This is a genomic window from Haloferula helveola, assembly GCF_037076345.1.
In the GTDB taxonomy this organism is placed as follows: domain Bacteria; phylum Verrucomicrobiota; class Verrucomicrobiia; order Verrucomicrobiales; family Akkermansiaceae; genus Haloferula; species Haloferula helveola.
Genome location: NZ_AP024702.1, coordinates 816,687 through 840,427 on the forward strand (window position 1 = coordinate 816,687; position 23,741 = coordinate 840,427).

22 protein-coding genes and 2 tRNA genes are annotated in these 23,741 nt (G+C 62.8%); 7 read left to right on the forward strand and 17 right to left on the reverse strand.

Going from position 1 to position 23,741, the window contains the following annotated elements; all coding sequences use genetic code 11:
• Positions 1-16 precede the first annotated feature (16 nt).
• From rpoB to HAHE_RS02885, 11 genes are all read right to left on the reverse strand, one after another.
• Positions 17-3,961, reverse strand: coding sequence for a DNA-directed RNA polymerase subunit beta (rpoB, locus tag HAHE_RS02835; RefSeq protein ID WP_338688440.1), 3,945 nt, complete (start codon positions 3,959-3,961; stop codon positions 17-19).
• A 193-nt stretch (positions 3,962-4,154) separates the two neighbouring features.
• Positions 4,155-4,541 carry a 50S ribosomal protein L7/L12 gene (rplL, locus tag HAHE_RS02840; RefSeq protein WP_338688442.1) on the reverse strand — a complete coding sequence of 129 codons (387 nt, stop codon included), beginning with the start codon at positions 4,539-4,541 and terminating at the stop codon, positions 4,155-4,157.
• A 140-nt stretch (positions 4,542-4,681) separates the two neighbouring features.
• Positions 4,682-5,194 carry a 50S ribosomal protein L10 gene (gene rplJ / locus HAHE_RS02845; protein ID WP_338688444.1) on the reverse strand — a complete coding sequence of 171 codons (513 nt, stop codon included), beginning with the start codon at positions 5,192-5,194 and terminating at the stop codon, positions 4,682-4,684.
• Positions 5,195-5,208: 14 nt separating this feature from the next.
• On the reverse strand, positions 5,209-5,910 hold the full coding sequence (rplA, locus tag HAHE_RS02850; RefSeq protein ID WP_338688446.1) for a 50S ribosomal protein L1: 702 nt from the start codon (positions 5,908-5,910) through the stop codon (positions 5,209-5,211).
• 90 nt (positions 5,911-6,000) lie between these two features.
• Positions 6,001-6,429: a 50S ribosomal protein L11 gene (gene rplK, locus HAHE_RS02855; protein ID WP_338688448.1), complete on the reverse strand. Its 429-nt coding sequence runs from the start codon at positions 6,427-6,429 to the stop codon at positions 6,001-6,003.
• 42 nt (positions 6,430-6,471) lie between these two features.
• Positions 6,472-7,041: a transcription termination/antitermination protein NusG gene (gene nusG / locus HAHE_RS02860; RefSeq protein WP_338688451.1), complete on the reverse strand. Its 570-nt coding sequence runs from the start codon at positions 7,039-7,041 to the stop codon at positions 6,472-6,474.
• 36 nt (positions 7,042-7,077) lie between these two features.
• Positions 7,078-7,308, reverse strand: coding sequence for a preprotein translocase subunit SecE (locus HAHE_RS02865; RefSeq protein ID WP_338688454.1), 231 nt, complete (start codon positions 7,306-7,308; stop codon positions 7,078-7,080).
• Between the two features lie 38 nt (positions 7,309-7,346).
• Positions 7,347-7,422 (reverse strand) — tRNA-Trp (locus HAHE_RS02870).
• A gap of 120 nt (positions 7,423-7,542) precedes the next feature.
• Entirely contained in the window at positions 7,543-8,727 is a 1,185-nt protein-coding gene (tuf, locus tag HAHE_RS02875) for an elongation factor Tu (RefSeq protein ID WP_338688457.1), read from the reverse strand.
• A gap of 40 nt (positions 8,728-8,767) precedes the next feature.
• A tRNA-Thr gene (locus HAHE_RS02880) sits at positions 8,768-8,842 on the reverse strand.
• A gap of 226 nt (positions 8,843-9,068) precedes the next feature.
• On the reverse strand, positions 9,069-9,881 hold the full coding sequence (locus HAHE_RS02885) for a TIGR00282 family metallophosphoesterase (RefSeq protein WP_338688459.1): 813 nt from the start codon (positions 9,879-9,881) through the stop codon (positions 9,069-9,071).
• Positions 9,882-9,937: 56 nt separating this feature from the next.
• On the opposite strand from HAHE_RS02885, the gene HAHE_RS02890 reads away from it, so the two are divergent.
• From HAHE_RS02890 to HAHE_RS02905, 4 genes are read left to right on the forward strand one after another with little or no spacing between them, the layout of a single operon-like run.
• Complete coding sequence (locus HAHE_RS02890; RefSeq protein ID WP_338688461.1) at positions 9,938-11,278, forward strand: N-acetylmuramoyl-L-alanine amidase; 1,341 nt, start codon at positions 9,938-9,940, stop codon at positions 11,276-11,278.
• 46 nt (positions 11,279-11,324) lie between these two features.
• Positions 11,325-12,800, forward strand: coding sequence for a c-type cytochrome (locus tag HAHE_RS02895; protein WP_338688464.1), 1,476 nt, complete (start codon positions 11,325-11,327; stop codon positions 12,798-12,800).
• A complete protein-coding gene (locus HAHE_RS02900) occupies positions 12,797-14,269 on the forward strand; it encodes a DUF7133 domain-containing protein (protein WP_338688466.1) in 1,473 nt (490 codons plus the stop codon). The genes HAHE_RS02895 and HAHE_RS02900 overlap by 4 nt, the downstream gene beginning before the upstream one ends.
• 57 nt (positions 14,270-14,326) lie before the next feature.
• Positions 14,327-15,199: an NAD-dependent epimerase/dehydratase family protein gene (locus HAHE_RS02905; protein WP_338688468.1), complete on the forward strand. Its 873-nt coding sequence runs from the start codon at positions 14,327-14,329 to the stop codon at positions 15,197-15,199.
• Positions 15,200-15,228: 29 nt separating this feature from the next.
• Here HAHE_RS02905 and HAHE_RS02910 read toward each other — a convergent pair whose 3' ends face one another.
• The 3 genes from HAHE_RS02910 to HAHE_RS02920 form a co-directional block, all read right to left on the reverse strand.
• Positions 15,229-16,509 carry an AI-2E family transporter gene (locus HAHE_RS02910; RefSeq protein WP_338688471.1) on the reverse strand — a complete coding sequence of 427 codons (1,281 nt, stop codon included), beginning with the start codon at positions 16,507-16,509 and terminating at the stop codon, positions 15,229-15,231.
• 91 nt (positions 16,510-16,600) lie between these two features.
• Complete coding sequence (locus tag HAHE_RS02915) at positions 16,601-16,918, reverse strand: hypothetical protein (RefSeq protein WP_338688473.1); 318 nt, start codon at positions 16,916-16,918, stop codon at positions 16,601-16,603.
• Positions 16,919-17,012: 94 nt separating this feature from the next.
• The gene (locus tag HAHE_RS02920) at positions 17,013-18,473 is read right to left on the reverse strand and encodes an arylsulfatase (protein WP_338688475.1); all 1,461 of its coding nucleotides are present in this window, start codon (positions 18,471-18,473) and stop codon (positions 17,013-17,015) included.
• A 206-nt stretch (positions 18,474-18,679) separates the two neighbouring features.
• Here HAHE_RS02920 and HAHE_RS02925 point away from each other — a divergent pair, with 206 nt between their 5' ends.
• Entirely contained in the window at positions 18,680-19,627 is a 948-nt protein-coding gene (locus HAHE_RS02925; protein ID WP_338688478.1) for a hypothetical protein, read from the forward strand.
• A gap of 59 nt (positions 19,628-19,686) precedes the next feature.
• Here the strand turns inward: HAHE_RS02925 and queD are convergent, their stop codons facing one another.
• Positions 19,687-20,052 (reverse strand): 6-carboxytetrahydropterin synthase QueD, encoded by a 366-nt coding sequence (gene queD / locus HAHE_RS02930; protein WP_338688481.1) that lies wholly within the window; start codon positions 20,050-20,052, stop codon positions 19,687-19,689.
• A 94-nt stretch (positions 20,053-20,146) separates the two neighbouring features.
• Here queD and HAHE_RS02935 point away from each other — a divergent pair, with 94 nt between their 5' ends.
• A complete protein-coding gene (locus HAHE_RS02935; RefSeq protein WP_338688484.1) occupies positions 20,147-20,929 on the forward strand; it encodes a glycosyltransferase family 2 protein in 783 nt (260 codons plus the stop codon).
• Positions 20,926-21,561 carry a class I SAM-dependent methyltransferase gene (locus tag HAHE_RS02940; RefSeq protein ID WP_338688485.1) on the forward strand — a complete coding sequence of 212 codons (636 nt, stop codon included), beginning with the start codon at positions 20,926-20,928 and terminating at the stop codon, positions 21,559-21,561. Before HAHE_RS02935 ends, HAHE_RS02940 begins: the two co-directional genes overlap by 4 nt.
• Here HAHE_RS02940 and HAHE_RS02945 read toward each other — a convergent pair.
• The gene (locus HAHE_RS02945) at positions 21,527-22,738 is read right to left on the reverse strand and encodes a polysaccharide deacetylase family protein (protein WP_338688487.1); all 1,212 of its coding nucleotides are present in this window, start codon (positions 22,736-22,738) and stop codon (positions 21,527-21,529) included. The genes HAHE_RS02940 and HAHE_RS02945 overlap by 35 nt on opposite strands.
• Positions 22,735-23,700 carry a lysophospholipid acyltransferase family protein gene (locus tag HAHE_RS02950; protein ID WP_338688488.1) on the reverse strand — a complete coding sequence of 322 codons (966 nt, stop codon included), beginning with the start codon at positions 23,698-23,700 and terminating at the stop codon, positions 22,735-22,737. The genes HAHE_RS02945 and HAHE_RS02950 overlap by 4 nt, the downstream gene beginning before the upstream one ends.
• Positions 23,701-23,741 lie beyond the last annotated feature (41 nt).

Genomic DNA, 23,741 nt, shown 5'->3' on the forward strand with positions numbered 1-23,741 from the left:
TCGGGGTTTCGGGCGATTAGAGTGTGAGGTCGTCGAGCGAGAAGTCGTCGCCTTCCTTCGGAACGGCGCCGAGCTCGGAACCGAGCTTGCCGGGCCGGACGTCAAGTCCGAGCGACTGCATCTCCTTGATGAGGACGTTGAACGACTCGGGCGTTCCCGCTTCGAGGTTGTTGTCGCCCTTGACGATGGCTTCGTAGATCCGGGTCCGTCCTTGGACGTCGTCGGACTTCACGGTGAGGAGTTCCTGAAGCGTGTAGGCGGCGCCGTAGGCTTCGAGCGCCCACACCTCCATCTCCCCGAAACGCTGGCCACCATACTGGGCCTTACCACCGAGCGGCTGCTGGGTAACGAGCGAGTAGGGACCGACCGCACGGGCGTGGATCTTGTCAGCCACAAGGTGGCCGAGCTTCAGCATGTAGATGTATCCGACAACCACCGGCTGGTGGAAGGCCTCGCCGGTGCGACCATCGTAGAGGGTCGACTTACCGCCGGTGGAACCGTCCTTGCCGTCGCCGATCCAGGTGAATCCGCGGCCTTCGGGTTCGGTCTTCTTCCTTTCCCGGACCGTGCCCTTGTCGCCGATGAAATTCACACCGTCGACCTTCTTGGCCTCCGACATGAACTCCCAGATCTTGGCTTCCGGAATACCATCGAAAATCGGAGTAGCCACCTTGAATCCGAGCGCCTTGGCGGCGACGCCGAGGTGGGTCTCGAGGACCTGCCCGACGTTCATCCGCGACGGCACGCCGAGCGGGTTGAGGCAGATGTCGACCGGAGTGCCGTCCTCAAGGAAAGGCATGTCTTCCTCGGGAACGATGGTTGCGACAACACCCTTGTTTCCGTGGCGACCGGCCATCTTGTCACCGACCGAAAGCTTGCGCTTGGCGGCGATGAAGACCTTCACCTCCTTGATGACGCCCGGATCGACTTCGTCGCCCGACTCAAGTTGGTCGAGCTTGCGCTCACGCTCGGTGTCGAGTTCCTGGAAGCGGCCTTCGAACGATCCGATGATCTCGAGGATCTTGTTCCGGATCGGCGAGGGATCGATCTCAATGTGATCGTGGACCGATGCCAGCTTGCGCAGCAGGGTCTTGGTGATCTTTCGGTTGGCCGGGATGATGATCTCGCCGGTCTGGGCGTTGACCACGTCGAGCGGGATCTTCTCGCCGAGCAGGATGTCCGAGAGCTTCTCGGTCAGGTCGTCGGTCAGCTTGTCCGATTTCTTCTTGTGCTCGTCGTTGATCTTCTTGAGCTGCTTCTTGAGCTCGGCCGGATCGATTTTCTCCGCCTTCTTGCGCGGCATGCCGCTTTGGGAAATCCGGATGTCCTGGACGATGCCGGTGCAGCCGGAAGGAACACGCAGCGAGGTATCCTTCACGTCGGCGGCCTTCTCACCGAAAATCGCGCGCAGCAGGCGCTCTTCCGGGGCAAGCTCGGTCTCGGACTTCGGAGTGATCTTGCCGATCAGGATGTCGCCCGGCTTCACCTCGGCGCCGATCCGGACGATACCGTCGTGGTCGAGATTCTTGAGCGCTTCCTCACCGACATTCGGAATGTCACGGGTGATCTCTTCCGGACCGAGCTTCGTGTCACGCGCGGCGACATCGAATTCGGAAATGTGGATGGAGGTGTAGACGTCCTCCTTCACCACCCGCTCGGAAATCACGATGGCATCCTCGAAGTTGTAGCCGTTCCACGGCATGAACGCGACGAGCACGTTGCGGCCGAGGGCAAGCTCGCCGTCTTCGGTGTTCGGACCGTCGGCGAGAACGTCGCCCTTCTTGATCTTGTCGCCCTTCTTGACGATTGGCTTCTGGTTGATGCAGGTGCCGGCGTTCGAGCGCATGAACTTGCGCAGCGGATAAGCGAAGATTCCCTTCTTCACGTTGGTCTTCACCGACTCCGGGTCAGAGAGGAACTTCTCGTCAGCGACGGGGAGCGTTCCATCCTCGGTGGTGACGACGATTTCCGCGGTGGCGGCGGCAACGATGCCGTCGGCTTCCGAAACCACCACGGCTCGGGAATCCTCCGCCGTCTTGGCTTCAAGGCCGGTGCCGACCAGCGGCGACTCGGAAACGAGGAGCGGCACACCCTGGCGCTGCATGTTCGATCCCATGAGCGCGCGGTTCGCGTCATCGTGCTCGAGGAACGGAATCAGGCCTGCCGCAACGGACACCAGCTGCTTCGGTGAAACGTCCATGTAGTCGACCGCGGACGGGTCGACTTCGATGAACTCGCCACCCGCCTCACGGGCAGTGACCTTCTCGTTGAGGAACTTGCCGGTCTTCTCGATCGGGTTGTTCGCCTGGGCGATGAGGAACTTCTCTTCCTGGTCGGCGGTGAGGTATTCGATCTCATTCGAAACCTTGCCGTTCTTGACCCGTCGGTAGGGCGTCTCGATGAAACCGAACTCATTGATGCGCGCGTAGGTGCACATCGAGTTGATCAGACCGATGTTCGGACCTTCCGGGGTCTCGATCGGGCAGATCCGGCCGTAGTGGGACGGGTGGACGTCACGCACCTCGAAGCCGGCACGGTCACGGTTCAGACCACCGGGGCCGAGTGCCGAAAGGCGGCGCTTGTGAGTCAGCTCGGCCAGCGGGTTGGTCTGGTCCATGAACTGCGAAAGCTGGGACCGGCCGAAGAAGTCACGCACCACAGCCGACAGGGCCTTCGGGTTGATGAGCTTCTGTGGGGTCATGCCCTCGATATTCACGTCGAACAGGGTCATCCGCTCCTTGACCAGACGCTCCGTGCGGGCGAGGCCCACGCGGCACTGGTTCGCGAGGAGTTCACCGACGGCACGCACGCGGCGGGAGCCGAGGTGGTCGATATCGTCGATCACGCCCTCGCCCTTCTTGAGGCGAAGGAGATACTTCACGGCGGCGAGGAAGTCCTCCGACACCATGATGCGTTCGTCGGAATCGACGCCGATCTCGAGCTTGCTGTTGATCTTGTAACGGCCGACGCGGGTGAGGTCGTACTTCTTCGGATCGAAGAACAGACGCTTCAGGAGCGCGCGGGCGTTCGAAGCGGTCGGCGGATCACCGGGACGCAGCTTGCGATAGATGTCCTTGAGCGCGCTGTCCTCATCATGAGCCGGGTCCTTGCGGAGCGACTTGAGGAGAATCTCGTCCTCACGGCCGTCGATCACCTCGACCTGTTTGTGGCCGAGCGCGAGAAGCTGGCGGACGATGCCGATCGTGAGGGGTTCGTAGGCCTTCGCCACGATCACCTCGCCGTCGAGGATGTCCTCGAAGGGAACCATGTGTCCGAGCTCCTGCTCGTCCATGTCCTCCTTCAGCTTCAGCTTCTGGACATTGTAGAAATGGGTGACGATGTCGCGGTCGGTGGGGAAACCGAGGGCACGAAGGAAAGTGGTCGCGAGGAACTTGCGACGACGACGACGGCGGTCGAGGTAGACGTAGAGCAGGTCGTTCGTGTCGAACTGGACCTCAAGCCACGAACCGCGGTCCGGGATGATCCGGAACGAGTGAAGGGTCTTGCCGTTGAGGTGTTGGGAAGTCTCGAAGCAGATGCCCGGCGAGCGGTGCAGCTGGGAGACGATGACGCGCTCGGCGCCGTTGATGATGAACGTGCCGCGGCGGGTCATCATCGGCAGCTCGCCCATGTAGACGCGCTCCTTCTTGACGCCGGTCTCGTCCTTCAGCTTGAAGGTCACGTAGAGAGCGGCGGAGAAGCTTTCGCCACTGCGCAGGGCTTCGAGCGAAGTGATTTTCGGCTCTTCGATGTCGTAGGCGACAAAGTCGAGTTCGATCGCCTCGTCGTAGCTCTTGATCGGGAAGACTTCGCGGAACACGGCCTGAAGCCCGGTATCGGCGCGGTCGCCGGGAGCAACATCCTTGTGCAGGAAGTCTTCATAAGAACGGCTCTGGACCTCGATGAGGTTCGGAGCGTCGATCACTTCCTCGATTTTCCCGAATTGGAGACGGTCGGCCATGGTTTCTGGAGTTAGGTGCGGAGTGCGGGTTGAGCCCGGCCGTATTCACGGGCGGGCGATCAGATTTTCAGGAGATGGAACGGAGGTCCGGTATCGGCGGAAACGGTCGGGTTGTCGGCCGCTTTCGCCGCTGCCGGGGCAGGATTCCGGAGCCACCGCGAGGACGGCTCCGGAATCACAAAACCGCAGGGGCTTACTTGAGCTCGACCTTGGCGCCAGCCTCTTCGAGCTTCTTCTTCGCTTCTTCGGCGGCGTCCTTGGCGGCACCTTCCACGATCGTGGCGGGAGCGCTTTCGACGAGCTTCTTGGCGTCGGCGAGGCCAAGACCGGGCGACACTTCGCGGACTGCCTTAATGACGGCAATCTTGTTGCCACCGGCTTCAGCGATGACGACGTCGAATTCGGTCTTTTCCTCGGCAGCGGCACCAGCGTCACCACCGGCAGCAGGGCCGGCTGCGACAGCAGCCACAGGAGCAGCGGCGGAAACGCCCCACTCTTCTTCGAGTTTCTTCACAAGTTCGGCAGCTTCCAGAACGGTAAGCTTGCCGAGTTCTTCAGCAATTGCAGCAATATCAGCCATTGTATTTCTCCAGTGCGGTATCGTCGCGTCCGGAAGCCTCCGGGCATTTCAGCCCCGCAGCTGCGGGGACCGACGAGGAACCATTATGTGTTCAGGTGACAAGCGGAGAGCCCGCCACCATCCGTTCAGATCGTTTCGGTTCAGCCTTCGGGGTTGAACTTGGCCTGGATGACCCGCGCGAGCGAGGAACCGGGCTCGTTGATGGTGCGCACCAGCTTGGAAGCCGGGGCGTTGATGACGCCGAGGAGGGTCGCAAGCAGGACCTCGCGGGACGGAAGTTCGGCGATCGCCTTGACCTGGGCCTCGTCGAGGATATCCCCATCGAGGATGCCAAGCTTGATCGCCGGCTTCTGAAACTCCTTCTCGAAGCTCTTGAGAACCTTGGCCGCGGCGGCGACGTCGGACTCACCCGTGACGAAGGCGGTCTGGCCGGCGAGCGCGTCGCCCGTATCAGGGAGACCCGCTTCGGCGAGCGCCTTCTTCATGTAGGTGTTCTTCGCAACATGGCACTCGGCGCCGGAGGCGGCGAGGCGGGTGCGCAGTTCCGAGAACTGCGGCACGGTCATGCCGGTGTATTCCACCACAAGCACGAAGGGCGAGGTGTTCACCCGCTCGAGCAATTCGTCGATGATGATTTTCTTGTCGGGATTCATGGCGGTGGTGGGAATCAGTTGGTGGCGAAGAGGGACGACTCAAGCGGCACTCCCGGGCACATGGCGGCGGCGACGGTGACGCTGCGGATGTAGTTGCCCTTGGCCGAAGCTGGCTTGGCGCGCTTGACGCTGTCGATGAATGCCTGGGCGTTCTCGATCAGGGCGGCTTCGTTGAACGAGGCGCGGCCGATGGAACCGGCGACGTTGCCGTTCTTGTCGAGCTTGAAGTCGATCCGGCCGGCCTTGACCTCGTTGACGGCCTTCGCGGTGTCGTCGGTCACGGTGCCGGTCTTCGGGTTCGGCATGAGACCGCGGGGGCCGAGGACCCGTGCGATCTTGCGGACTTCGGTCATTGCTTCCGGCGTCGCGATCGCGACATCGAAGTCGGTGAAGCCTTCCTGGACCTTCTTGATCAGATCTTCGAATCCGACGTGCTCGGCTCCGGCCGCGGTAGCGGCTTCGGCGGCGGCGCCAGCGGCGAAGACCGCAACGCGGACGTTCTTGCCGGTGCCGTGAGGCAGCGACACGGATCCGCGGACCATCTGGTCACTCTTGCGGGGATCCACGCCGAGGTGGAAGGAAACGGTAACGGTCGGGTCGAACTTCGGCGCCGGGAATTTCTTCACGGTTCCGACGGCCTCCTCGAGTCCGTAGGTCTTGCCCTCTTCGACGAGAGCGGCGGCTTTCTGGTAGCGTTTGCTGCGGTGTTTGGACATTGCGGTATTTTGCAGTGCGATCGGACTCCGACGGAATTCGGTGCCCTCCTGCGGGTTTCCGGTGTCCCGGCGAACCGGGACGGAAAGGGATTACATGCCTTCGATTTCGAGACCCATCTGGCGGGCGGTGCCGGCAAGAATGCGGGCGGCTGCCTCCGGGTCGTTGGTGTTGAGATCGGGCATCTTGGTTTCGACGACCTCCATCAGCTTGGCCTTGGATATCTTGCCGATCTTCTTCTTGTTCGGCTCACCCGAACCCGACGCGATACCCGCGGCCTTCTTCAGAAGGTTGGCTGCAGGCGGCTTCTTGGTGATGAAGGTGAAGCTCTTGTCCTTGTAGACGGAGATCACGCACGGCAGCACCTCACCGGCCTGGGCCTGGGTGGCGGCGTTGAACTCCTTGCAGAAGCCCATGATGTTGACACCGGCCTGACCGAGGGCGGGACCGACGGGCGGGGACGGATTGGCGCCTCCAGCCGGGATCTGGAGCTTGATGACGTTGACGATTTCCTTGGCCATGATGCTGAGGTGTTACGGTGGTGGTTTTGAAAACGGGGCGCTTCAGGCGCGCTCGACCTGCCAGTATTCGAGTTCGACCGGCGTCGCTCGGCCGAAAATGGTGACCGAGACGCGCAGCTTGCCCTTTTCGGGGTCGATCTCCTCGACCACGCCGTTCTGGCTCTCGAACGGGCCGTCGGCGACCTTGACGGTATCGCCGACCTCGAAGCTGATCGCGGGACGGACGCTCTCCTCGCGCTCCTTGATCTGCGAAAGCATCGCGTCGACCTCGCGCTGGCGCATCGGGATCGGACGGTCCTTGGTGCCGGCGAAGCCGATCACGCCTTCCATCTCCTTGATGAAGTACCAGGTCTTCTCGACGAGCTGGTTGTCCTCCGTCAGGAGGTTCATGTTGACGATGATGTAGCCGGGGAAGAATTTCTTCTTCGTCTCCGTCTTCTTGCCGCGACGGATTTCGGAAACCATTTCCATCGGGACCAGCACTTCGAAGATGCAGTCGCCGAGCTCTTCGGCTTCGGCTTGGCGCAAAATGCGGTCGCGCACCCTCCCCTCCTGACCGGAGAGGACGTGAACGACATACCACTGCTTCTCTGCTGGAGGAATGACGGGCATGAGTTTGAAAAATGGCTGTCTCTTCAGACCGGCGGCTTACTTGCTGCCGAGGCTGGTGAGGAAGAAAATGACGTTGGTGTGGATGATGTCCCAAAGGGCCACGAATCCGGCGAGCAGGATGGTGGCGATGAGTACGACCACGGTCGAATCAACGAGCTCCCTGTATTTCTTGAAGCCCTTGATCTTCGGATCGGACTCCCAGGGCCAGTTGGCCTTGCGGAGCTCACCTTTCACTTCACCGATGAAGCGGGATACTTTCGCGAACATTTGAGGTCGTTGGGACGTTAAGGCGTTTCAGGAGGAAGTGGCACGGCAGGAGGGACTCGAACCCGCAACCCTCGGTTTTGGAGACCGATGCTCTACCAATTGAGCTACTGCCGTCTTGCTTCCCGGTTGAGGCGATGGCGGGGCACCCCGGAAACGAATTCCCAAGGTGCCCCGAAAGTAAGACCAGGTCCTTTGCCGCCGGGCGGACCGGCAACTTGGGGTCCTGACCGGTGATTAGTCAAGGATATCGCCCACGCGGCCCGCACCAACGGTGCGGCCACCTTCGCGGATCGCGAAGCGCATGGTCTTCTCCATGGCGATCGGAGTGATCAGTTCGACCTCGAGGCTGACGTTGTCACCGGGCATGACCATCTCCACACCGTCGGGGAGCTTGATCGAACCGGTCACGTCGGTCGTGCGGAAGTAGAACTGCGGACGATAGTTCGAGAAGAACGGGGTGTGGCGGCCGCCTTCGTCCTTGGACAGGACGTAGATCTCGGCGGTGAACTTCTTGTGAGGAGTCACCGAACCGGGCTTGGCGATCACCTGACCGCGCTCGACGTCGGTCTTCTTGAGACCACGGATGAGCAGGCCGACATTGTCACCCGCGCGACCCTCGTCGAGGAGCTTGCGGAACATTTCGATGTCGGTGACGGTGGTCTTCTGCGTGTCGCGGATGCCGACGATCTCGACTTCCTCCATCTTCTTGATGATGCCACGCTCGACACGGCCGGTGCAGACGGTGCCGCGACCTTCGATCGAGAACACGTCCTCGATGGGCATGAGGAAAGGCTGGTCGATCGGACGCTCCGGCTCCGGAATGTAGGAATCGACCGCTTCCATCAGCTTGAGGATGTTGGCCTTGTGGTCGGCGTCGCCTTCGAGAGCCTTGAGTGCCGAACCCTTGACGATCGGAATGTCGTCGCCCGGGAATTCGTAGGTCGAGAGGAGGTCACGGACTTCCATCTCAACGAGTTCGAGGAGCTCCTCGTCGTCGACCATGTCGACCTTGTTGAGGAAGACCACGAGAGCCGGGACACCCACCTGACGGGCGAGCAGGATGTGCTCACGGGTCTGGGGCATCGGGCCGTCCGCGGCGGAAACCACGAGGATACCACCGTCCATCTGGGCGGCGCCGGTGATCATGTTCTTCACGTAGTCGGCGTGGCCGGGGCAGTCGACGTGCGCGTAGTGACGGTTTTCGGTCTCATACTCGACGTGTGCGGTCGAGATGGTGATTCCGCGCTCACGTTCTTCCGGTGCACCGTCGATTTCGTCGTACGCCTTGGCGACGGCTCCACCCGTTTCGGCGAGGGTGTTCGTGATTGCTGCGGTGAGGGTGGTCTTGCCGTGGTCAACGTGACCGATGGTCCCGACGTTGACGTGGGGCTTGTTCCGCGTGAATGCTTCTTTGGCCATAATGGATGATGATTCGGACTGCTGGTCTTGGATGCACCGATGGAGCTTGTGGGGGGAATTGAACCCCCGACCTCACCCTTACCAAGGGTGTGCTCTACCCCTGAGCTACACAAGCCTTCGGCTATGATGCGAAACCCGGTTGACCGTCCTTCCGCCTGACTGGCCGAATCCGGCGACGTCAGGGTTCCGTGGCAGCCCCCCGGGAAAAGCGGGCGGACGTTAACAAAGCCGACCACCCTGTCAAAAAAAATATCGGAGGAAAGGCTTTTTCTCGGGAAGCCTTGATTTTCGGGGCTTCCAGCGGGTTCTGAGCCGACTTTCGACCCCTCTCCGCGCGGGGCTCAACCCTCGTCCTCCGAAGCGTCGATCCGACGTGAAAACCGTTCGATGCGAAGGCACCTTCCGCTCTCGGGATCAAGGTCCGCCACGAGGCCACAAAGACGCACCGGTCCCTTGGCCACGGGAAAGCGGGTGGGCATGCCCGTCCGGAACCGCCAAACCACGGATTCGGCGGCCCGTCCGAGCACCGAATTCTCAGGCCCGCACATCCCGGCGTCGGTCAGGCAGCCCGTGCCGCCGGCAAGAATCCTGTCGTCCGCGGTCTGGACGTGGGTGTGGGTGCCCGCGACCACCGACGCCTTGCCGTCGAGCGCATACCCCAGCGCGATCTTCTCGCTGGTGGTCTCGGCGTGGAAGTCGACGAAGATCATCCGGATCCCCTTTTCCCTGAGTCGCTCGATTTCCTGCTCCAGCAGGAGGAACGGATTCTCGAGCGGAGGCTGGATGAAGGTCCGGCCCTGACCCTGCAGGACCGCCACTGGCCCTTTGGGCGTCTCCAGCACGACCGAACCCGCGCCGGGAGTCCCTTCCGGGTAGTTGATCGGGCGCAACAGTCGGGGTTCGGTGGGAAAGTAATCGACAATTTCCTGCTGATCCCAGACATGATCGCCGGTGGTGATGACGGCGGCTCCGGCGCGAAGCAGATCGATCGCGATTTTCGGAGTAATACCCCGGCCACCGGCCGCGTTCTCGCCGTTGACGACGATGAAATCGAGACCGAGTTCTTTCTTGAGTGACGGCAATTCGCCGATCACCGCCCGTCTTCCCGGCTCCCCGACCACGTCCCCGAGGAAAAGCATTCGCAAGGCATCCATGATGTGCTGTTCCTTCATCGCAGCCGCCCACTCCCCGGCAGCCAAGTAAATTCCCGATGAAGGCCGCCCGTTCCATCGTCCCGCTCCTGCTGGTGGGGATCATCGCCATCGGGGCAGGCATTTGGTTCTGGCTCGAATCCTCGGGGGAAAAGGAGGATCCCGCAAAGCAACCCGAGCTGCCCGCACCCGCAGCCGGCCAGCCCGAGCCGAAGGGGGGAACCACTCCGACCCCACCGGTGCCGCCAAAGCGCCCGCCGCTCTCCGATCTGGCGGAGGTTCCCGATTGGAACGAACTCAACCGATGGCAGTCGACCGTGACCCGATCCGAGTTCACCAGCATGCTTCAGGAGGTATTCACCGTTTCGCCGGCTTGGCGGCAGTGGTTCCATATCGGCGAGTCGGACGTGCTCATCGAAACCGGCGTACCCGACGAGCGGTTCCGACTGCGGTTCGCCAAACCGGGTCTCGCATCCGAGAATCCGCGCGATTGGAGAGCGGCAGCCGAGTTGGGCCCGGCACCACCCGGGCTTCCGCTCGACGGGCTGAGGATCGCGATCGATCCCGGTCACATCGGTGGCCCTTGGGCGAAGATCGAGGAACGCTGGTTCCAGATCGACAGCGAGATTCCTGTGAAGGAAGGAGACCTCACCCTGCTGGTGGCCCAACTCCTCAAACCCCGTCTGGAAGCCCTTGGGGCGGAGGTCGAGCTCGTCAGGGAAAGCACCGAACCGGTCACCGACTACCGGCCCGAGACCCTGATGGAAAAGGCGCGGGAAATGCAGCCCGACACCCCCCGCCAGCTCGCCGAGCGACTTTTCTACCGGACAGCCGAAATCCGGGCCCGTGCTGACCTGGTGAACCGCCGGCTGCGCCCCGACCTCGTCCTTTGCCTGCACTTCAATGCCGAGGGATGGGGAAACCCGGCCAAGCCGACTCTGGTCAACCGCCACCACCTCCATCTGCTTCTCAACGGCGCCTACACCGACGACGAAGTCGGCCTCGCCGACCAGCGCTACCAGATCGTGCGGAAGATCGTTGAAAAGATCCACCCGGAGGAAACCGCAGTGGCGAAGTCGGTCGCGAGCCGTTTCGTCGAAGCGAGCAAGCTTCCTCCCTACCTCTACGAAATCGACTCGCGCCGCGCGGTGAACATCGACGGCAATCCCTACCTCTGGGCACGCAACCTCCTCGCCAACCGCCTCTACAACCGTCCGGTCGTTTTCCTCGAGCCCTACGTGATGAATTCGAAGGCCGACTACGCCCGGATTCAGGCCGGTGACTTCGAGGGCCGGCGGCCCGTGGCAGGGAAGCCCCAACCATCCATCTTCCGCGAATACGCCGATGCCGTCGCGGGCGGTCTGGCCGACTACTATCGCGACGCCCGGCCGGCCGGATAAAAACCGCCGAAAGTCGCGGGAGCACGAAGCCGTTAAATGGCCTACCATGCTACGGACGATCCTCGCACTGGCGATCCTGCCACTTGCCGCAACCACGGCCCAAGACGGCGGCCAGCTCTACACCACCTACTGTTCGGCCTGCCACGCCCCGAATGGAGAAGGTGCCACCGGTGGTCAGTTTCCCCCGCTCGCGGGCAGCGAATGGGTCGAAGGTGATCCGGGTCGCTCGATCAGCATCGTGCTCCACGGACTCGAAGGTGAGGTGGAGGTAGACGACAAGACCTACAACCTCCTCATGCCACCTCAGGGCGCGGTCCTACCCGATGACCAGATCGCGGCGATCCTGACCTACGTGCGCAGTTCGTGGGGAAACAAGGGAGGCAAGGTGGACGCCGCGATGGTGAAGAAGATCCGCGCCGCGACCGAGAAGCGCAACAAGCCGTGGACGGCCAAAGAGCTGCTCAAGAAGTATCCGCTGCCGAAGAAGGAGCAGTATCTCCGCGATCTCACGACCAAGATCTACAAGGGCAGATGGAACAAGTTCCCGGATTTCGATTCGTTGACGCCCGAGGCGGTCGAGGAGGAGCAGGACGGACTGATCTCCCTCGAGAAGATCAACCACAAGGACCACTACGGCGTTGTCTGGGAAGGTCAGCTCTACGCCCACAAGGATGGCGACTTCACCTTCGGTCTCGATTCCGATGACGAAGCCCGCCTGATCATGGGTGGCAAGGTGGTTGTCGAGATCAAGGGAGCCGGACCGATGGGCCGCGGCCGCGAGGGCCGGGTATTGCTCAAGAAGGGGGCCAACCCCTTCCGGCTCGAGTACCGCGAAATCGAGGGTGTCGAAGGCATCAGCCTCTACTGGAAAGCCGGTGGCATGAAGATGAACTATCTCAGCAAGGAGAAGGCGAAGCAGAAGAACAACAAGAAGTGGCCGGACATTCCGATCACTCCCACAAGCGGCCATACCGCCACCTACCGCAACTTCATCGAAGGCACGACACCCCGCGCGATCGGCTTCGGTTTCCCGCAGGGCGTGAACCTCGCCTACAGCGCCGACCACCTTGCCCCGGAACTCGTCTGGACCGGAGCCTTCATGGACGGCGGGCGCCACTGGACGAACCGCGGCCAGGGCAACCAACCGCCCGCCGGCGAAAGCCTGCTGAAACTGACCGGCTCGCCCGCCTACTCGCGTCCAGGCCGTTTCCGCGGCTACAGCACGGATCCGGAGGGCAATCCGACCTTCGTCGTCACGGTCGACGGACTCACGATGCGTGATTCAATCAAAGGCGGGGACCGCATGCTGGTCCGCGCCATCTCCGCCGAAGGCTCAGGTACTCCGGTCGAACTGACGCTTGCCGAAAACCTGCCGATCGAGGCGGCTGGGAAAGGCGTCTGGACCGTCGCCGGGGCTCTCGAACTCAAGGTTGAGGGCGCCACGGCGGAACTCGCCGACAAGAAACTCGTCATCAAACTCTCCGCCGACCAGGCCGCCACCCTTACCTACTTGTGGAAATGACACGTTCGCTCCCTACTCTCCGAAATGCCGCCGCGGGCGCGCTGCTCTCATCTGTCGCAGCCGTCGGAACCTCATCGGCCCAGCAGCAGTCCGACTTCTACCTCCGCGAAGAGATCCCCCTTCCGCCCGGAGAGGTGATGGAGGTCGGTTCGATCGCGCTGATGCCCGACCAAAAGGTCGCCGTCGCCACCCGTCGTGGCGACATCTGGATTTGCGAAGGCGCCTATGGATCCGACCTCTCGAAAGTCACCTGGAAGCGCTTCGCCCAGAACCTGCACGAACCGCTTGGCATGTTCTGGAAGGACGGCTCTCTGTGGCTGACCCAGCGCCCCGAAGTCACCCGCATCACGGACAGCGACGGTGACGGACTTGCTGACCGCTTCCAGACGATCAACTCCGACTGGGGCATCAACGGCGACTATCATGAGTATGCATTCGGCAGCACGCCGGACGACGAAGGCAACATCTGGGTCGTGCTTTGTCTAACCGGTTCGTTCCACGCCCGCTCCGACTGGCGCGGCTGGTGCGTGAGGGTCACCCCCGAGGGCGACATGATCCCGACCTGTTCGGGCATCCGTTCCCCCGGCGGCATCGGCTTCAATGCGGCGGGCGACACCTTCTACACCGACAACCAGGGTGTCTGGAACGGCTCTTCGTCGCTGAAGTGGCTGCGCCCCGGATCCTTCCAAGGGAACCCGACCGGCAACAAGTTCCACAAGCTCGCCGACCTCCCCGCCCCACCGGACCCGAAGGACGGCTCACGCATCACCACCGAGCGTGAACGCTTTCCCGAGTTCGTGCCACCCGCCGTCGTGCTTCCGCACGGCAAGGTCGGGCAGTCGCCGACCGCGGTGATTACGGATGGAACCGAGGGCAAGTTCGGACCCTTCGCCGGCCAGGTCCTCGTCGGTGAGCAAACGCATTCGCAGGTTCAACGCGTCTGCCTCGAGAAAGTGAACGGCATCTATCAAGGCGCCGTGTTCCACTTCCTTGAAGGTTTCGAAGCCGGGATCGTCCCGATGCGTCTGGACGGAGACGGCACCCTGTTCGTCGGTGGCTCGAACCGCGGTTGGGCATCGCGCGGCAGCAAGCCATTCACCTTCGAACGGGCCCGCTGGAACGGGACCGTTCCCTTCGAGATGCACACCATGTTGGCGACCCCCGACGGTTTCACGCTGACCTTCACCGAGCCCGTCGATCCTTCCACCGCCGGCGACCCCGCTTCCTACTCGATGCAGGCGTGGACCTACATCTACCAGTCGAAATACGGATCGCCGGAAGTCGACCAGGCGACCCCGAAGATCACCGCTGCAAAGGTTTCGGGTGACGGCATGACGGTCGCCCTGACCGTTGACGGCCGCGTCAAGGGCCATGTCCACCAGCTCGATGCCAAAGGCGTGAAATCGAAGTCCGGATCCAAGCTCTGGCATCCGACCGCTTGGTACACGCTGAACGAGATTCCGAACTGAGGAGACAAGATTTCAGTTTCAAGATGCCGAAGACGGGTGGACGCTGCCCAGGGCATCTTGAAACCTGAATCTTCCAACCCCCATCTTCTCGTCTGCGGCCATGGCTATCTTGGCCGGGCCGTGTCGCGGGAGTTCCTTGCCGCCGGCTGGCATGTGACCGCCGTGTCGAGGAGCGATGCCGATCACGGCTCGGCGACCCCGTTGCTCGACGAGCGCTCGGCCGATCTAGCATCCGCCGAGAGCGTCGCGGAACTTGCTGGTTCGATCGCCCCGCCCGACTTCATCGTTCACTGCGCCTCCTCCGGCCGGGGTGGTGCGGACTCCTATCGCGCCGTCTATCTTGGAGGCTGCCGCCACTTGCTCGCCAGCTTCCCCGGAGTGCCCCTGCTGTTCACCTCGTCGACCTCGGTGTATCCGCAGACCGACGGCTCCGAAGTGACCGAGGACTCCCCTGCCGAACCGGACCGCGAGACCGGGAAACTGCTTCGAGAAGCGGAGCAAACCGTGCTGGATGGCCGGGGGATCGTCTTCCGCCTCTCGGGCATCTATGGCCCGGAACGGAGCGTCATTCTGAAAAAGTTCCTCTCGGGTGAGGCGACGCTCGAGGAAGACGGACGTCGGATTCTCAACCAAATCCACCGCGACGACGCGGCTGCCGCGATTTTCCACGCTGCAACCCAATCCGTGCCGTCCGGGATCTGGAATGTCAGCGATTCGAATCCGCGCAGCCAACTCGCGACCTTCAAAGCGCTGGCCAAGCGCTTCAACCGGCCAATGCCTCCGTCCGCGCCGCGCGATCCGAACCGCAAACGCGGCTGGACCCACAAGCGGGTTTCCAATGCCAAGCTCGTCTCCGCCGGCTGGCACCTGCAGCACCCCGATTTCCTCGAAGCCGCCGGGAGCGTCGCGGACACTCTTAAGATCGGGTAGAGCTGCGGGGCGGACGAGTGAGTGTCCGACTAGGCTTCCAATACTTTGCGGAAGCGTTCCAAGGTGGCGGTGTTTTCGCAGACGATCTTGAAGCTCACCAGTGCCGGCATCGCGATCAGCATGCCCGCGATCCCCCAGAAGCCCGCCCAAGCGAAGATCCAGAGGAACACCACCAGCGGGTTCAGGCGGAAGCGTTCTCCAAGAACAAGAGGCGTGACGACATTTCCTTCGATTGCCGTCAGCGCGAAGTAGACACAAGGAACGATCAACACGGCGCCCGGTGTGTCGAAGCTCGCCGCGGCGGCGAGGAATACCACTCCGGTCCCGATCAGCGCGCCAACGTAGGGGATGAAGTTGAGAAGCATCCCAAGCACACCCCAGAGCGCGGGGTTGGGCATGCCGAGCAACCACATCGCGATCCCGATACCCGTCCCGAGGCAGAAGTTGATCAGCGTGATGGTGAACAGGTAGCGGGAGACGTCGTTACCCATCCGATCGAGGATGATTCCCGTCCCTTCCGATTCGCCGAGGCAGCGGATGATCCGGTTTCCGTAGGCGAGGATGAAAAGCACCAGAAACAGGAACGCGACCAGACCCAGACCGATGTCCTGGAGGGTCGACACAACGGCTTCGAGAGGATCCTCCCGAATCTCAACCGTCACCGGCTCGGGTTCGGGCTCTTCCTCAGCAGGAGCTGACTGCTCCTCTTCGACTTCCGACTCGGGTTTGTCGGATTCCTTATCGACCGAAACCACAGCCAGCTTCTCATCAGGCTCTTCGTTTGTTGCATTTTGCGAATCCTCATCCTCCGGAGCATTGCTTTTTGCATCGTCATCCTTCGGTGGAGTCTTAGCTTTGGTCACCCGCTCGACCTTGTCCGCAACCTCCTTGAGACCGTCCTGAACCTCCTTCACCGGCCGGAAAACTTCCTGAACGCGGGTCGCCACGACCTCACCATCGATCGACTCCATCCACTGCGCTCCCGGCTCAATCAGTTGGTAGGAACCGAAGCCCACCAGCCCGACCAGCCCAGCCACCGTTGCGCTGGAAGCAACGATTCTCGGCAGACGCAGCTTACGAAACGCAAGGTAGACCGGGTAAAGGACCAGCGAGGCGAGGATCGCCAGAACCACCGGAAGCAGCACCACCCGGCTGTGGTGGAGCACGTAGCCGGCGACCAGAAGGAACAGGCCGACCTGGGAAACGCTGATCAGGCTGACCGACTCCTTCAGCCGGCACCATCGCGTCCGCCGGTCGCCAAAACTCTCCTCATCGGCATCGGACTGCGGTTCGCTGGACTCATTCGGCATGCGATCTCCTATCGCACGCCGCGGACCAACCGTCCCCGCCCACCGATCGCCATCGACGGTCAACCGGTCATCCGGCTCCCGGAAGGAGGCCTCAATCGTCGGCTTCGTCGCGGCCGCAACAGTCGCCCTTGATCAGCAGATAGGCGCCCACGGCGACCGCGCCCAGCAGCAGCAGGCCACCCGCGGAGACTCCCGCCGGATGCTCGCGAGCGGTTCGGCTGACGCGCTCGATCCCGTCCCGCGCGTAGCTGCGACCGCTGCTCACCAGCTCCCGCACGCCCGTCGGCAGCGTGTGCTGGCCGGTGTGACGGACGAGATGCTTCATATCCATCCTCAGGCTTGCGAGATCGTCTTTGACTCGCGCCAGCAGATCGGCGGCCCGTTTGTCTTCGAAAGGTGAATTGCTCATGGTCGGGGGTTGGGGTTGAGGAAGAGAGCCTCCCTTCCACTAACACCATGCCCCATCCCCGCCGCAGAGCAAGAAACGGTCTTCAGGAAATCCTCTACTCGGATGCGGCCGATCGTTCGAAGGTCGGCGGCGTGAGCGGGAACAGCGGGTTCTCGTCGGTCTGCTCTTTGAGCAGTTTGGCGGCCCGCTCGATCAACTCGGGGTGTTCCGCGGCGAGGTTCTTCGTTTCACCGCGATCCTTGACCACGTCGTAGACCTCCCACGGATCCGGGTTTTTCCGCTTCAGTCCGCGACGCAGAACCTTCATGTGGCCGAAATTGACCGCAACCTGTCCCCCATACTCGGGATAGACCCAAACCATCGGCTTGCGCTCGCCTCCGTCCTTGCCGGTCGTGATGGCCGGCCACAGCGACTGGCCGTCGAGACCGTCCGGCTTCTTCAGCCCGACCGCATCGGCGAGGGTCGGAAACCAGTCGGCGAAGTAGCCCGGCGTATCACTGGTGCTGCCGGCGTCGACTTTGCCCGGATAGCGGACGATCATTGGCACGCGCAGGCCGCCTTCGTAAACGCTTCCCTTCCAGCCCTTGAGGTCGAGCGTGCTGTTGAAGAAGTCGGCATCGACACCGCCGATATGGAAGTGGGTGGTCTTGACGCCCGGATGCGTCGTGCCGTTGTCGGAGGTGAAAACGACAATCGTGTTGTCGGCCACACCCGCATCTTCAAGAGCCTCCATGACCCGACCGACGTATCGGTCGAGATCGTTGATCATCGCGGCATAGCCCGCGCGCGGACGGGGATGGGGCAAGTAGCCGCACTGACCGCGATACGCCTCATTGTCCCAGTCCTTCGGAAACCGGTCGACCGCCTCTTCCGGCGGGTGCATCGCCACGTGAGGTTCGATGAAGGCCAGATAGAGGAAGAACGGGTCGTCCTTATGCTTGGAAATGAAGTCCTCGGCTTCGTCGATCATCAGGTAGGGTGCGTATTGCTCGGCCTGATAGTCCTCCAGCTTCACTTCTCCCGTCGGCTTCTTCCTGTGGCCGGGGATCGGGTTCGGATTGATCTCGATCTGCTCGTCGTTCCTCCAGATGTAGCGCGGGTAAAAGCTATGGGCCACCGCCTGGCAGTTGTAGCCGAAGAACAGGTCGAACCCCTGCTTGTTGGGATCACCGGTGCTCCCCACCGGCCCGAGACCCCACTTGCCCATCGCGCCGGTGGCGTAGCCCGCTTCTTTGAAGGCCTCGGCCAAGGTCACGACGCCCTCGGTGATCGGATGCTGCCCCTCATTGAACTGCGGAAAGTTTTTCTTGGCCTGCAGATTACCCCGGATCTCGGCATGCCCGAGGTGCTTGCCACTCATCAGCACGCAACGCGCCGGAGCACAGACCGGCGCCCCGGTGTAGTGGCGGGTGAAGCGCCGGCCCTGGGCGGCGAGCCGGTCGATGTTGGGAGTCGGGATCTTGCTCTGGCCGTAGCACCCGAGTTCGCCGTAGCCGAGATCGTCAGCGAGGATGAAGACGACATTCGGTCGCTCGGCCGCATTTGCTTGCGCCAAGACAATCGATGCAAAAAATACCGCCAAATAATGAGTTTTCCGTCTGGGCATGATCCGCATCTACGCCACCGACCCGGGCTTTCTCAACCGGGAATGGCAATTTGCGGTGAAATCGCAAATCTTTGACGGAAAAGCGTAACCGTCGTCGCTGGCTTAGCGTACAGCTGACGCAACCCCGAGCTCTCCCCCTTTTCCCGAACCCCAACATGAAACGAAACGCAATCATCGCCGCCGGAGCCGCCGTGCTCCTGATCGGAGTCGTCGCCATCGCCATGAACTCCGGCAATTCCGGGGACACCGACGATTCGGGCGGGTCCACCACCGAGAACATCCCACCGCGCGGGACCACTGGAGGATCCGATGGGGAATTCCAGCCCGACATGCCTCCCAAGGCCTCGGCGAGGAGCGCACGCGAGGAGGCACAGTCGGAACTGGTCGATCAGTACGGCGAATCCCGCACCAAGCTGGCCCGCCACGTCTCCGAGAATGTCGTCGGTCTGCTCGATGACGTGATCGCGATGGGCGAAATGATGGTCGAGGGCCGCAGCGGCGACTTCGGTGGAGGCCGGGGCGGCGTTCGCTGGGCGCTCCGCGGCACCGGGGTCGAACTCAACGAGGAACAGGAAGAGCAGGCCGCCGAGCTGATGAAGGATTTCCGCAAGCGCGAGCTGGAGAAAACCAAGTCGTCGGTGAATGACCTCCGTAAGGACCCGACCGCCCTGATGGGCATGTTGCTCGCCGGCGACGCGCGCTCCCGTGACGAGCTCAGCGAAGCCGACTACGCCGCTCTTCAGGAAGCCAATGCGGATGCTCTCGGCGACATCATCAACCCGCTGGATCGAAACAATTTCCGAGGCGGATCGCCCATGGAGGACGAGTTGTTCCGCAGTGGATTCGAAGCGCTGCTCGACGAGGAGCAGGCGGCCGCCTTCGCGGAATCCCAAGCCAAGAAGGAGGAAGAAGCTGCCTCGGAGGAGCCATCCCGCACCGACATCACACAGCTTCCCGTCATGGATCTCGAGGCCGCCGACGAGGCGATCCGTTCCACCCGCCAGATGACAGCCGGCTTCAAGCAGGTGGTCGAAGGCATGGGCAACCTCGGGCCACTTCTCGAGCAGCAGCGCCGCAACCGCGGCGAAGAAGAGGCGGAGTAATCCGAGCGGGCGGACCTGAGGTCAACTTAGACGGACGAGCAAAGTTGCTCGTCCCTACCTCAGAATTCGCCCCGGAACGAACAGCGGGCCGTCGGCGTCTCGAAGATCTCGATTTCGGTCAGCCCAGGTAGATCCACCTCAAGCTTGCGCCAGAACCACGCGGCGAGCCGCTCAATGGTCGGGCTCTCGAGTCCTTCGATGTCGTTGAGGTAGCCGTGGTCGAGCTGGTCGAGGAGGGGGCGCATGGCGTCCGAGATCCGCTTGTGGTCGTAGACCCAGCCGATCTCCTCATCGACCTCGCCCTCGATCGAGATCTCGACCTTGAAGCTGTGGCCATGCATCTGCCGGCATTTGTGCCCCTCCGGCAGGCTTGGCAGCGTGTGGGCCGCCTCGAAGCGGAATTCCTTGGTCAGTCGCGCTCGCATCGCGCCGCGAACCTGACAGCCGCCACTCCCCACCGCAAGTGCGCGCCCTCGGCACTTGCCCCGCCATTCCCCGGTCCATAGAAACCGTCATCCGATGTCCGAGCCGCGCTTCACCCTGCTGATTCCCAGTTACAACACAGGGCCCATCCTCCGGCGGACCATTGAGGCCGCGCTCACGACTTCTCTCCCGGTAACGGTCGTCATCGATGGCTCAACCGATGGCTCGGACACCGACCTTGAGGATCTCGACGACCGCCTGATCGTTCACCGACTTCCGGAAAACCGCGGCAAGGGCTCCGCCGTCCTGCACGGCATCCGGCTCGCGGCGGAAGACGGCTTCACCCATGCGCTGGCGATGGATGCGGACGGCCAGCATCCGACCGACTCGGTGGAGAAGTTCGTCGCGATCGGCCGACGCCACCCGGAAGCCGCGGTCTTCGGCAGCCCGGTCTTCGATGACTCCGCCCCAGCACTGCGCGTCAATGGACGCAAGCTGTCGAACTTCTGGGCGAACCTCGAAACGCTTGGCTGGGGCATCGACGATTCGCTCTTCGGCATGAGGCTATACCCGATCCAGCCGCTGATCCGCGTGCTGGAGGAAACGCGTTTCGCCCGCCGCTTCGACTTCGATCCGGAAGTCGCCGTCCGGCTCTGCTGGCACGGCGTGCCACTCATCAACCTGCCGACTCCGGTCCGCTACATCGATCCGGAAGACGGCGGGGTCTCGCAGTTCCGCTACCTCCGCGACAACACCCTGCTGACCTGGATGCATCTTCGGCTCTTCGCCGGTTTCCTCGCCCGGGCGCCATGGCTCTTCATGCGCGGCAACAACCCCCTGCTCCACCTCAGCCCGTCCCAGGCGCCCCCGTCGGCATGAATCCCGTCCATCGACACTTCCGGCGCCACTGGGACAAGCACTACGTCGCCGCCAAGCTGCGCTCGGATCCGCTCTACGAGGCGGTGCTCGATGAGCTTCGGGGCAGCGATCTTCCCCTGCTCGACCTAGGATGTGGTCTGGGTGTGCTCGCCTTCTACCTTCGCGAACACGGGCTCGAGGTTCCGATCCACTCGCTCGACTACGACGATCGCAAGATCGCCGAAGCCCAGCGTCTTGCCGAAGACCGTGGCACCAGCGGGTTGAGCTTCGCCTTCCACGACGCCCGCGAGGGGCTTCCGGAACACCACGGCAACGTCACGATCCTCGACATCCTCCAGTTCTTCAGTCCGGAGCAAATCCGGACCTTGCTCGGGCTCGCCGCCGACCGGGTGGCACCGGGCGGCAAACTGGTGATCCGTTCGTGCGTCCGTGACGAGTCGCTGCGGTTCAAGGCGACGGTTGCGGGAGATGTCCTCGCCAAGGCGACCTTCTGGATGAAGGCGGCACCGACCCACTACCCGACCTCCGAGGACTTCCGCGAAACGCTGTCACCCCACGGAGAGGTGGAGATCACACCGCTGTGGGGCTCCACTCCGTTCAACAATCACCTGATTGTTCTGAAGAAGGCCTGAGCCGGTCGAGTTCGGCCAGCGCCCGGTCTGCGAAATCCACCGCCACCGGCGTGGCCTCGTGAAGCAACAGGATGTCACCGTCCGTGACACCTTCGGTAAGGCGCAGGACGAGTCTGTCGGGATCGTGCTGGATCGTATCGAATGACCGGCGGCTCCATGCGACCACATCGAGTCCGAGTTCGCGGGTGACCGGGTGGGTGAAGAAATTCCGGTGCCCGACCGGCGCCCGGAACCACCGGGGCCGAACGCCCGTCGCTTCCTCGACCGCGTCCTGACATTCACAAATCTCCCGTCGGGTACGCCCGGGCCCCAAGCCCCACATCCGGCCTTGGGGGTGGGTCATGGTATGGTTGCCGATTTCATGGCCGCGCTCGACGATCTCGCGCGCCAACTCGGGGAACTCCCGTACTTTGTCGCCGATCACGAAGAAGACCGCCTTCACGCCGTGGCGGTCGAGCAGGTCGAGAATGGCGGGCGTGTCATTTGGGTCGGGGCCATCGTCGAAGGTCAGAAGAATCCGCCCGTCCTTGATACGGGTGGCAAGCGGACCGAATAGCCGGCTCGACGTCCGGAACGTCCCCCACGCCCAGCACCCCGCAAACACCACAGCCGCAGCGGACGCCGCAACCCAGCCGAACTTCCAGAGCAACCCGCCCATGATCAAATGCGCGACCACGAAGATCGCGATCCGAATCGCGATTCCCACCGACCCGGCCACAAGCATCAGCCGCTTCCACAGCAACGCGCCGACCGCCATGAACTGGGCGATCACGAAGCCGATCCAGCCCCATGCGACCCAGCGCACCGGGGTGTCCCCGCCACGCCACACCAGCCACTCGGCCCACAGCGTCAAAAGAAGCACCCAACCCCAGAATGCCTGGTCCGGCTTCCGCAGACGCAGCCCGAAAGCCAGCACGTGCAGCAACACGAAGACCGCCGGAACGACCAGCAGCGATGCCACCCACGCGCCACCGAGACGCCACAGCGCGTCGAACACCGCGACCCCCACCACAGCTGGAAATATGATGCCGAGTGTCCAGCATTCCAAAGGATTGCTTCCCGGGTAGGCGCCGCGTTTCGTCCGATCCCCTTCCGGGGGGCCATCCGGGCCTCCGACGAGGCGGAACAACGGCGAAACCGCCCGGTTCGGCTTTCCAAGATCCAACTCCGCTCTCACTTCGCGCCTCCTTCCTCACGCCGGAATACCGGCTCGAACACAAACCACTGCGACCAGTTCGGCCGGACGGCTTCCAGAATCGCCTTCGCCCAGAGTTTCGCCGCTTCGTCCGCGTCGGCACCCCGGCGTCGGGCCGGCAGTTCGAGCCGAGGGTAAAGTTGGACCCGGTAGCGTCTCCAGCCGTCGCGGAGGATGAACAATGGGAACACCGGCACCTTCGACATCTGGGCGAGGAACAGCGGCCCGCGGGGCATCCCCATCACTAGGCCGGGCTCGACCTCGACCTCCATCGGCGAGACTTCGAAGATCACCCGGTCGCCCTGCACCGCCACCACGTTGCCCTCGCCCAGCAGTCGCGCCAGCTCGACGCCGAGCATGTCACCGCCCTTGTTGTAGAGGGTCCGGAAGAGCGGGTTCTCTCTTTCCTTCTGCCGCAGTTCCGCCTCCTTGATCTTCTGCATCTCGGGGTTCCGCTCCGGGGCGCGGACCGCGTACACCGGTCGGCCGAATTTCTCGGAGAACACCGGTGCGGCCATGTCGTAGTTGCCCATGTGGGCCGTGAGGATGATGCAGCCGTCCGACATCTGCTCGACCTGTCCCGCCCAGTCCTCGCCCGAGATCTCCCAGTCGACCTCGCCCGTCTTGGTCTCGCAGCGCATCGCATCGACGTAGGTCCCGGCAAAGTTCCAAAACACGAGGTAGGCACCTCCCAAACAACGCAGCGAGCCCCACTCGGGAAACAGGGCCTTCAGGTTGGCCGCCACCGCCCGCCGCTGCTCACCTGCGACACCGAAGAACACCAACGTCCAGACGGCGACCAGAAGGGGTTCGAGAAACCAGGGCGCGACCTTCAGCCCGCTGATCAGGAAACGGGTCGGCAGATCCCCGAAGACCCCGAATCGTTCTTTCCACGCCCCTTTTTCCTGATCCTCCGTCAACGCCCGCTGAGAAAAGCGATCCACCGCGACTTCCGCAAGCTCCCGCACCGCCCTCCGACGATGCG

Excerpts from the sequence above, each read along its gene's own strand:
- HAHE_RS02885 (WP_338688459.1), bottom strand. The coding sequence starts at position 9,881 with ATGGATGCCTTGCGAATGCTTTTCCTCGGGGACGTGGTCGGGGAGCCG.
- HAHE_RS02900 (WP_338688466.1), top strand. The coding sequence starts at position 12,797 with ATGACACGTTCGCTCCCTACTCTCCGAAATGCCGCCGCGGGCGCGCTG.
- rpoB (WP_338688440.1), bottom strand. The coding sequence starts at position 3,961 with ATGGCCGACCGTCTCCAATTCGGGAAAATCGAGGAAGTGATCGACGCT.
- HAHE_RS02925 (WP_338688478.1), top strand. The coding sequence starts at position 18,680 with ATGAAACGAAACGCAATCATCGCCGCCGGAGCCGCCGTGCTCCTGATC.
- HAHE_RS02915 (WP_338688473.1), bottom strand. The coding sequence starts at position 16,918 with ATGAGCAATTCACCTTTCGAAGACAAACGGGCCGCCGATCTGCTGGCG.
- HAHE_RS02890 (WP_338688461.1), top strand. The coding sequence starts at position 9,938 with ATGAAGGCCGCCCGTTCCATCGTCCCGCTCCTGCTGGTGGGGATCATC.
- rplK (WP_338688448.1), bottom strand. The coding sequence starts at position 6,429 with ATGGCCAAGGAAATCGTCAACGTCATCAAGCTCCAGATCCCGGCTGGA.
- HAHE_RS02935 (WP_338688484.1), top strand. The coding sequence starts at position 20,147 with ATGTCCGAGCCGCGCTTCACCCTGCTGATTCCCAGTTACAACACAGGG.
- HAHE_RS02940 (WP_338688485.1), top strand. The coding sequence starts at position 20,926 with ATGAATCCCGTCCATCGACACTTCCGGCGCCACTGGGACAAGCACTAC.
- HAHE_RS02910 (WP_338688471.1), bottom strand. The coding sequence starts at position 16,509 with ATGCCGAATGAGTCCAGCGAACCGCAGTCCGATGCCGATGAGGAGAGT.
- rplA (WP_338688446.1), bottom strand. The coding sequence starts at position 5,910 with ATGTCCAAACACCGCAGCAAACGCTACCAGAAAGCCGCCGCTCTCGTC.
- rplJ (WP_338688444.1), bottom strand. The coding sequence starts at position 5,194 with ATGAATCCCGACAAGAAAATCATCATCGACGAATTGCTCGAGCGGGTG.
- HAHE_RS02895 (WP_338688464.1), top strand. The coding sequence starts at position 11,325 with ATGCTACGGACGATCCTCGCACTGGCGATCCTGCCACTTGCCGCAACC.
- HAHE_RS02865 (WP_338688454.1), bottom strand. The coding sequence starts at position 7,308 with ATGTTCGCGAAAGTATCCCGCTTCATCGGTGAAGTGAAAGGTGAGCTC.
- rplL (WP_338688442.1), bottom strand. The coding sequence starts at position 4,541 with ATGGCTGATATTGCTGCAATTGCTGAAGAACTCGGCAAGCTTACCGTT.
- nusG (WP_338688451.1), bottom strand. The coding sequence starts at position 7,041 with ATGCCCGTCATTCCTCCAGCAGAGAAGCAGTGGTATGTCGTTCACGTC.
- tuf (WP_338688457.1), bottom strand. The coding sequence starts at position 8,727 with ATGGCCAAAGAAGCATTCACGCGGAACAAGCCCCACGTCAACGTCGGG.
- queD (WP_338688481.1), bottom strand. The coding sequence starts at position 20,052 with ATGCGAGCGCGACTGACCAAGGAATTCCGCTTCGAGGCGGCCCACACG.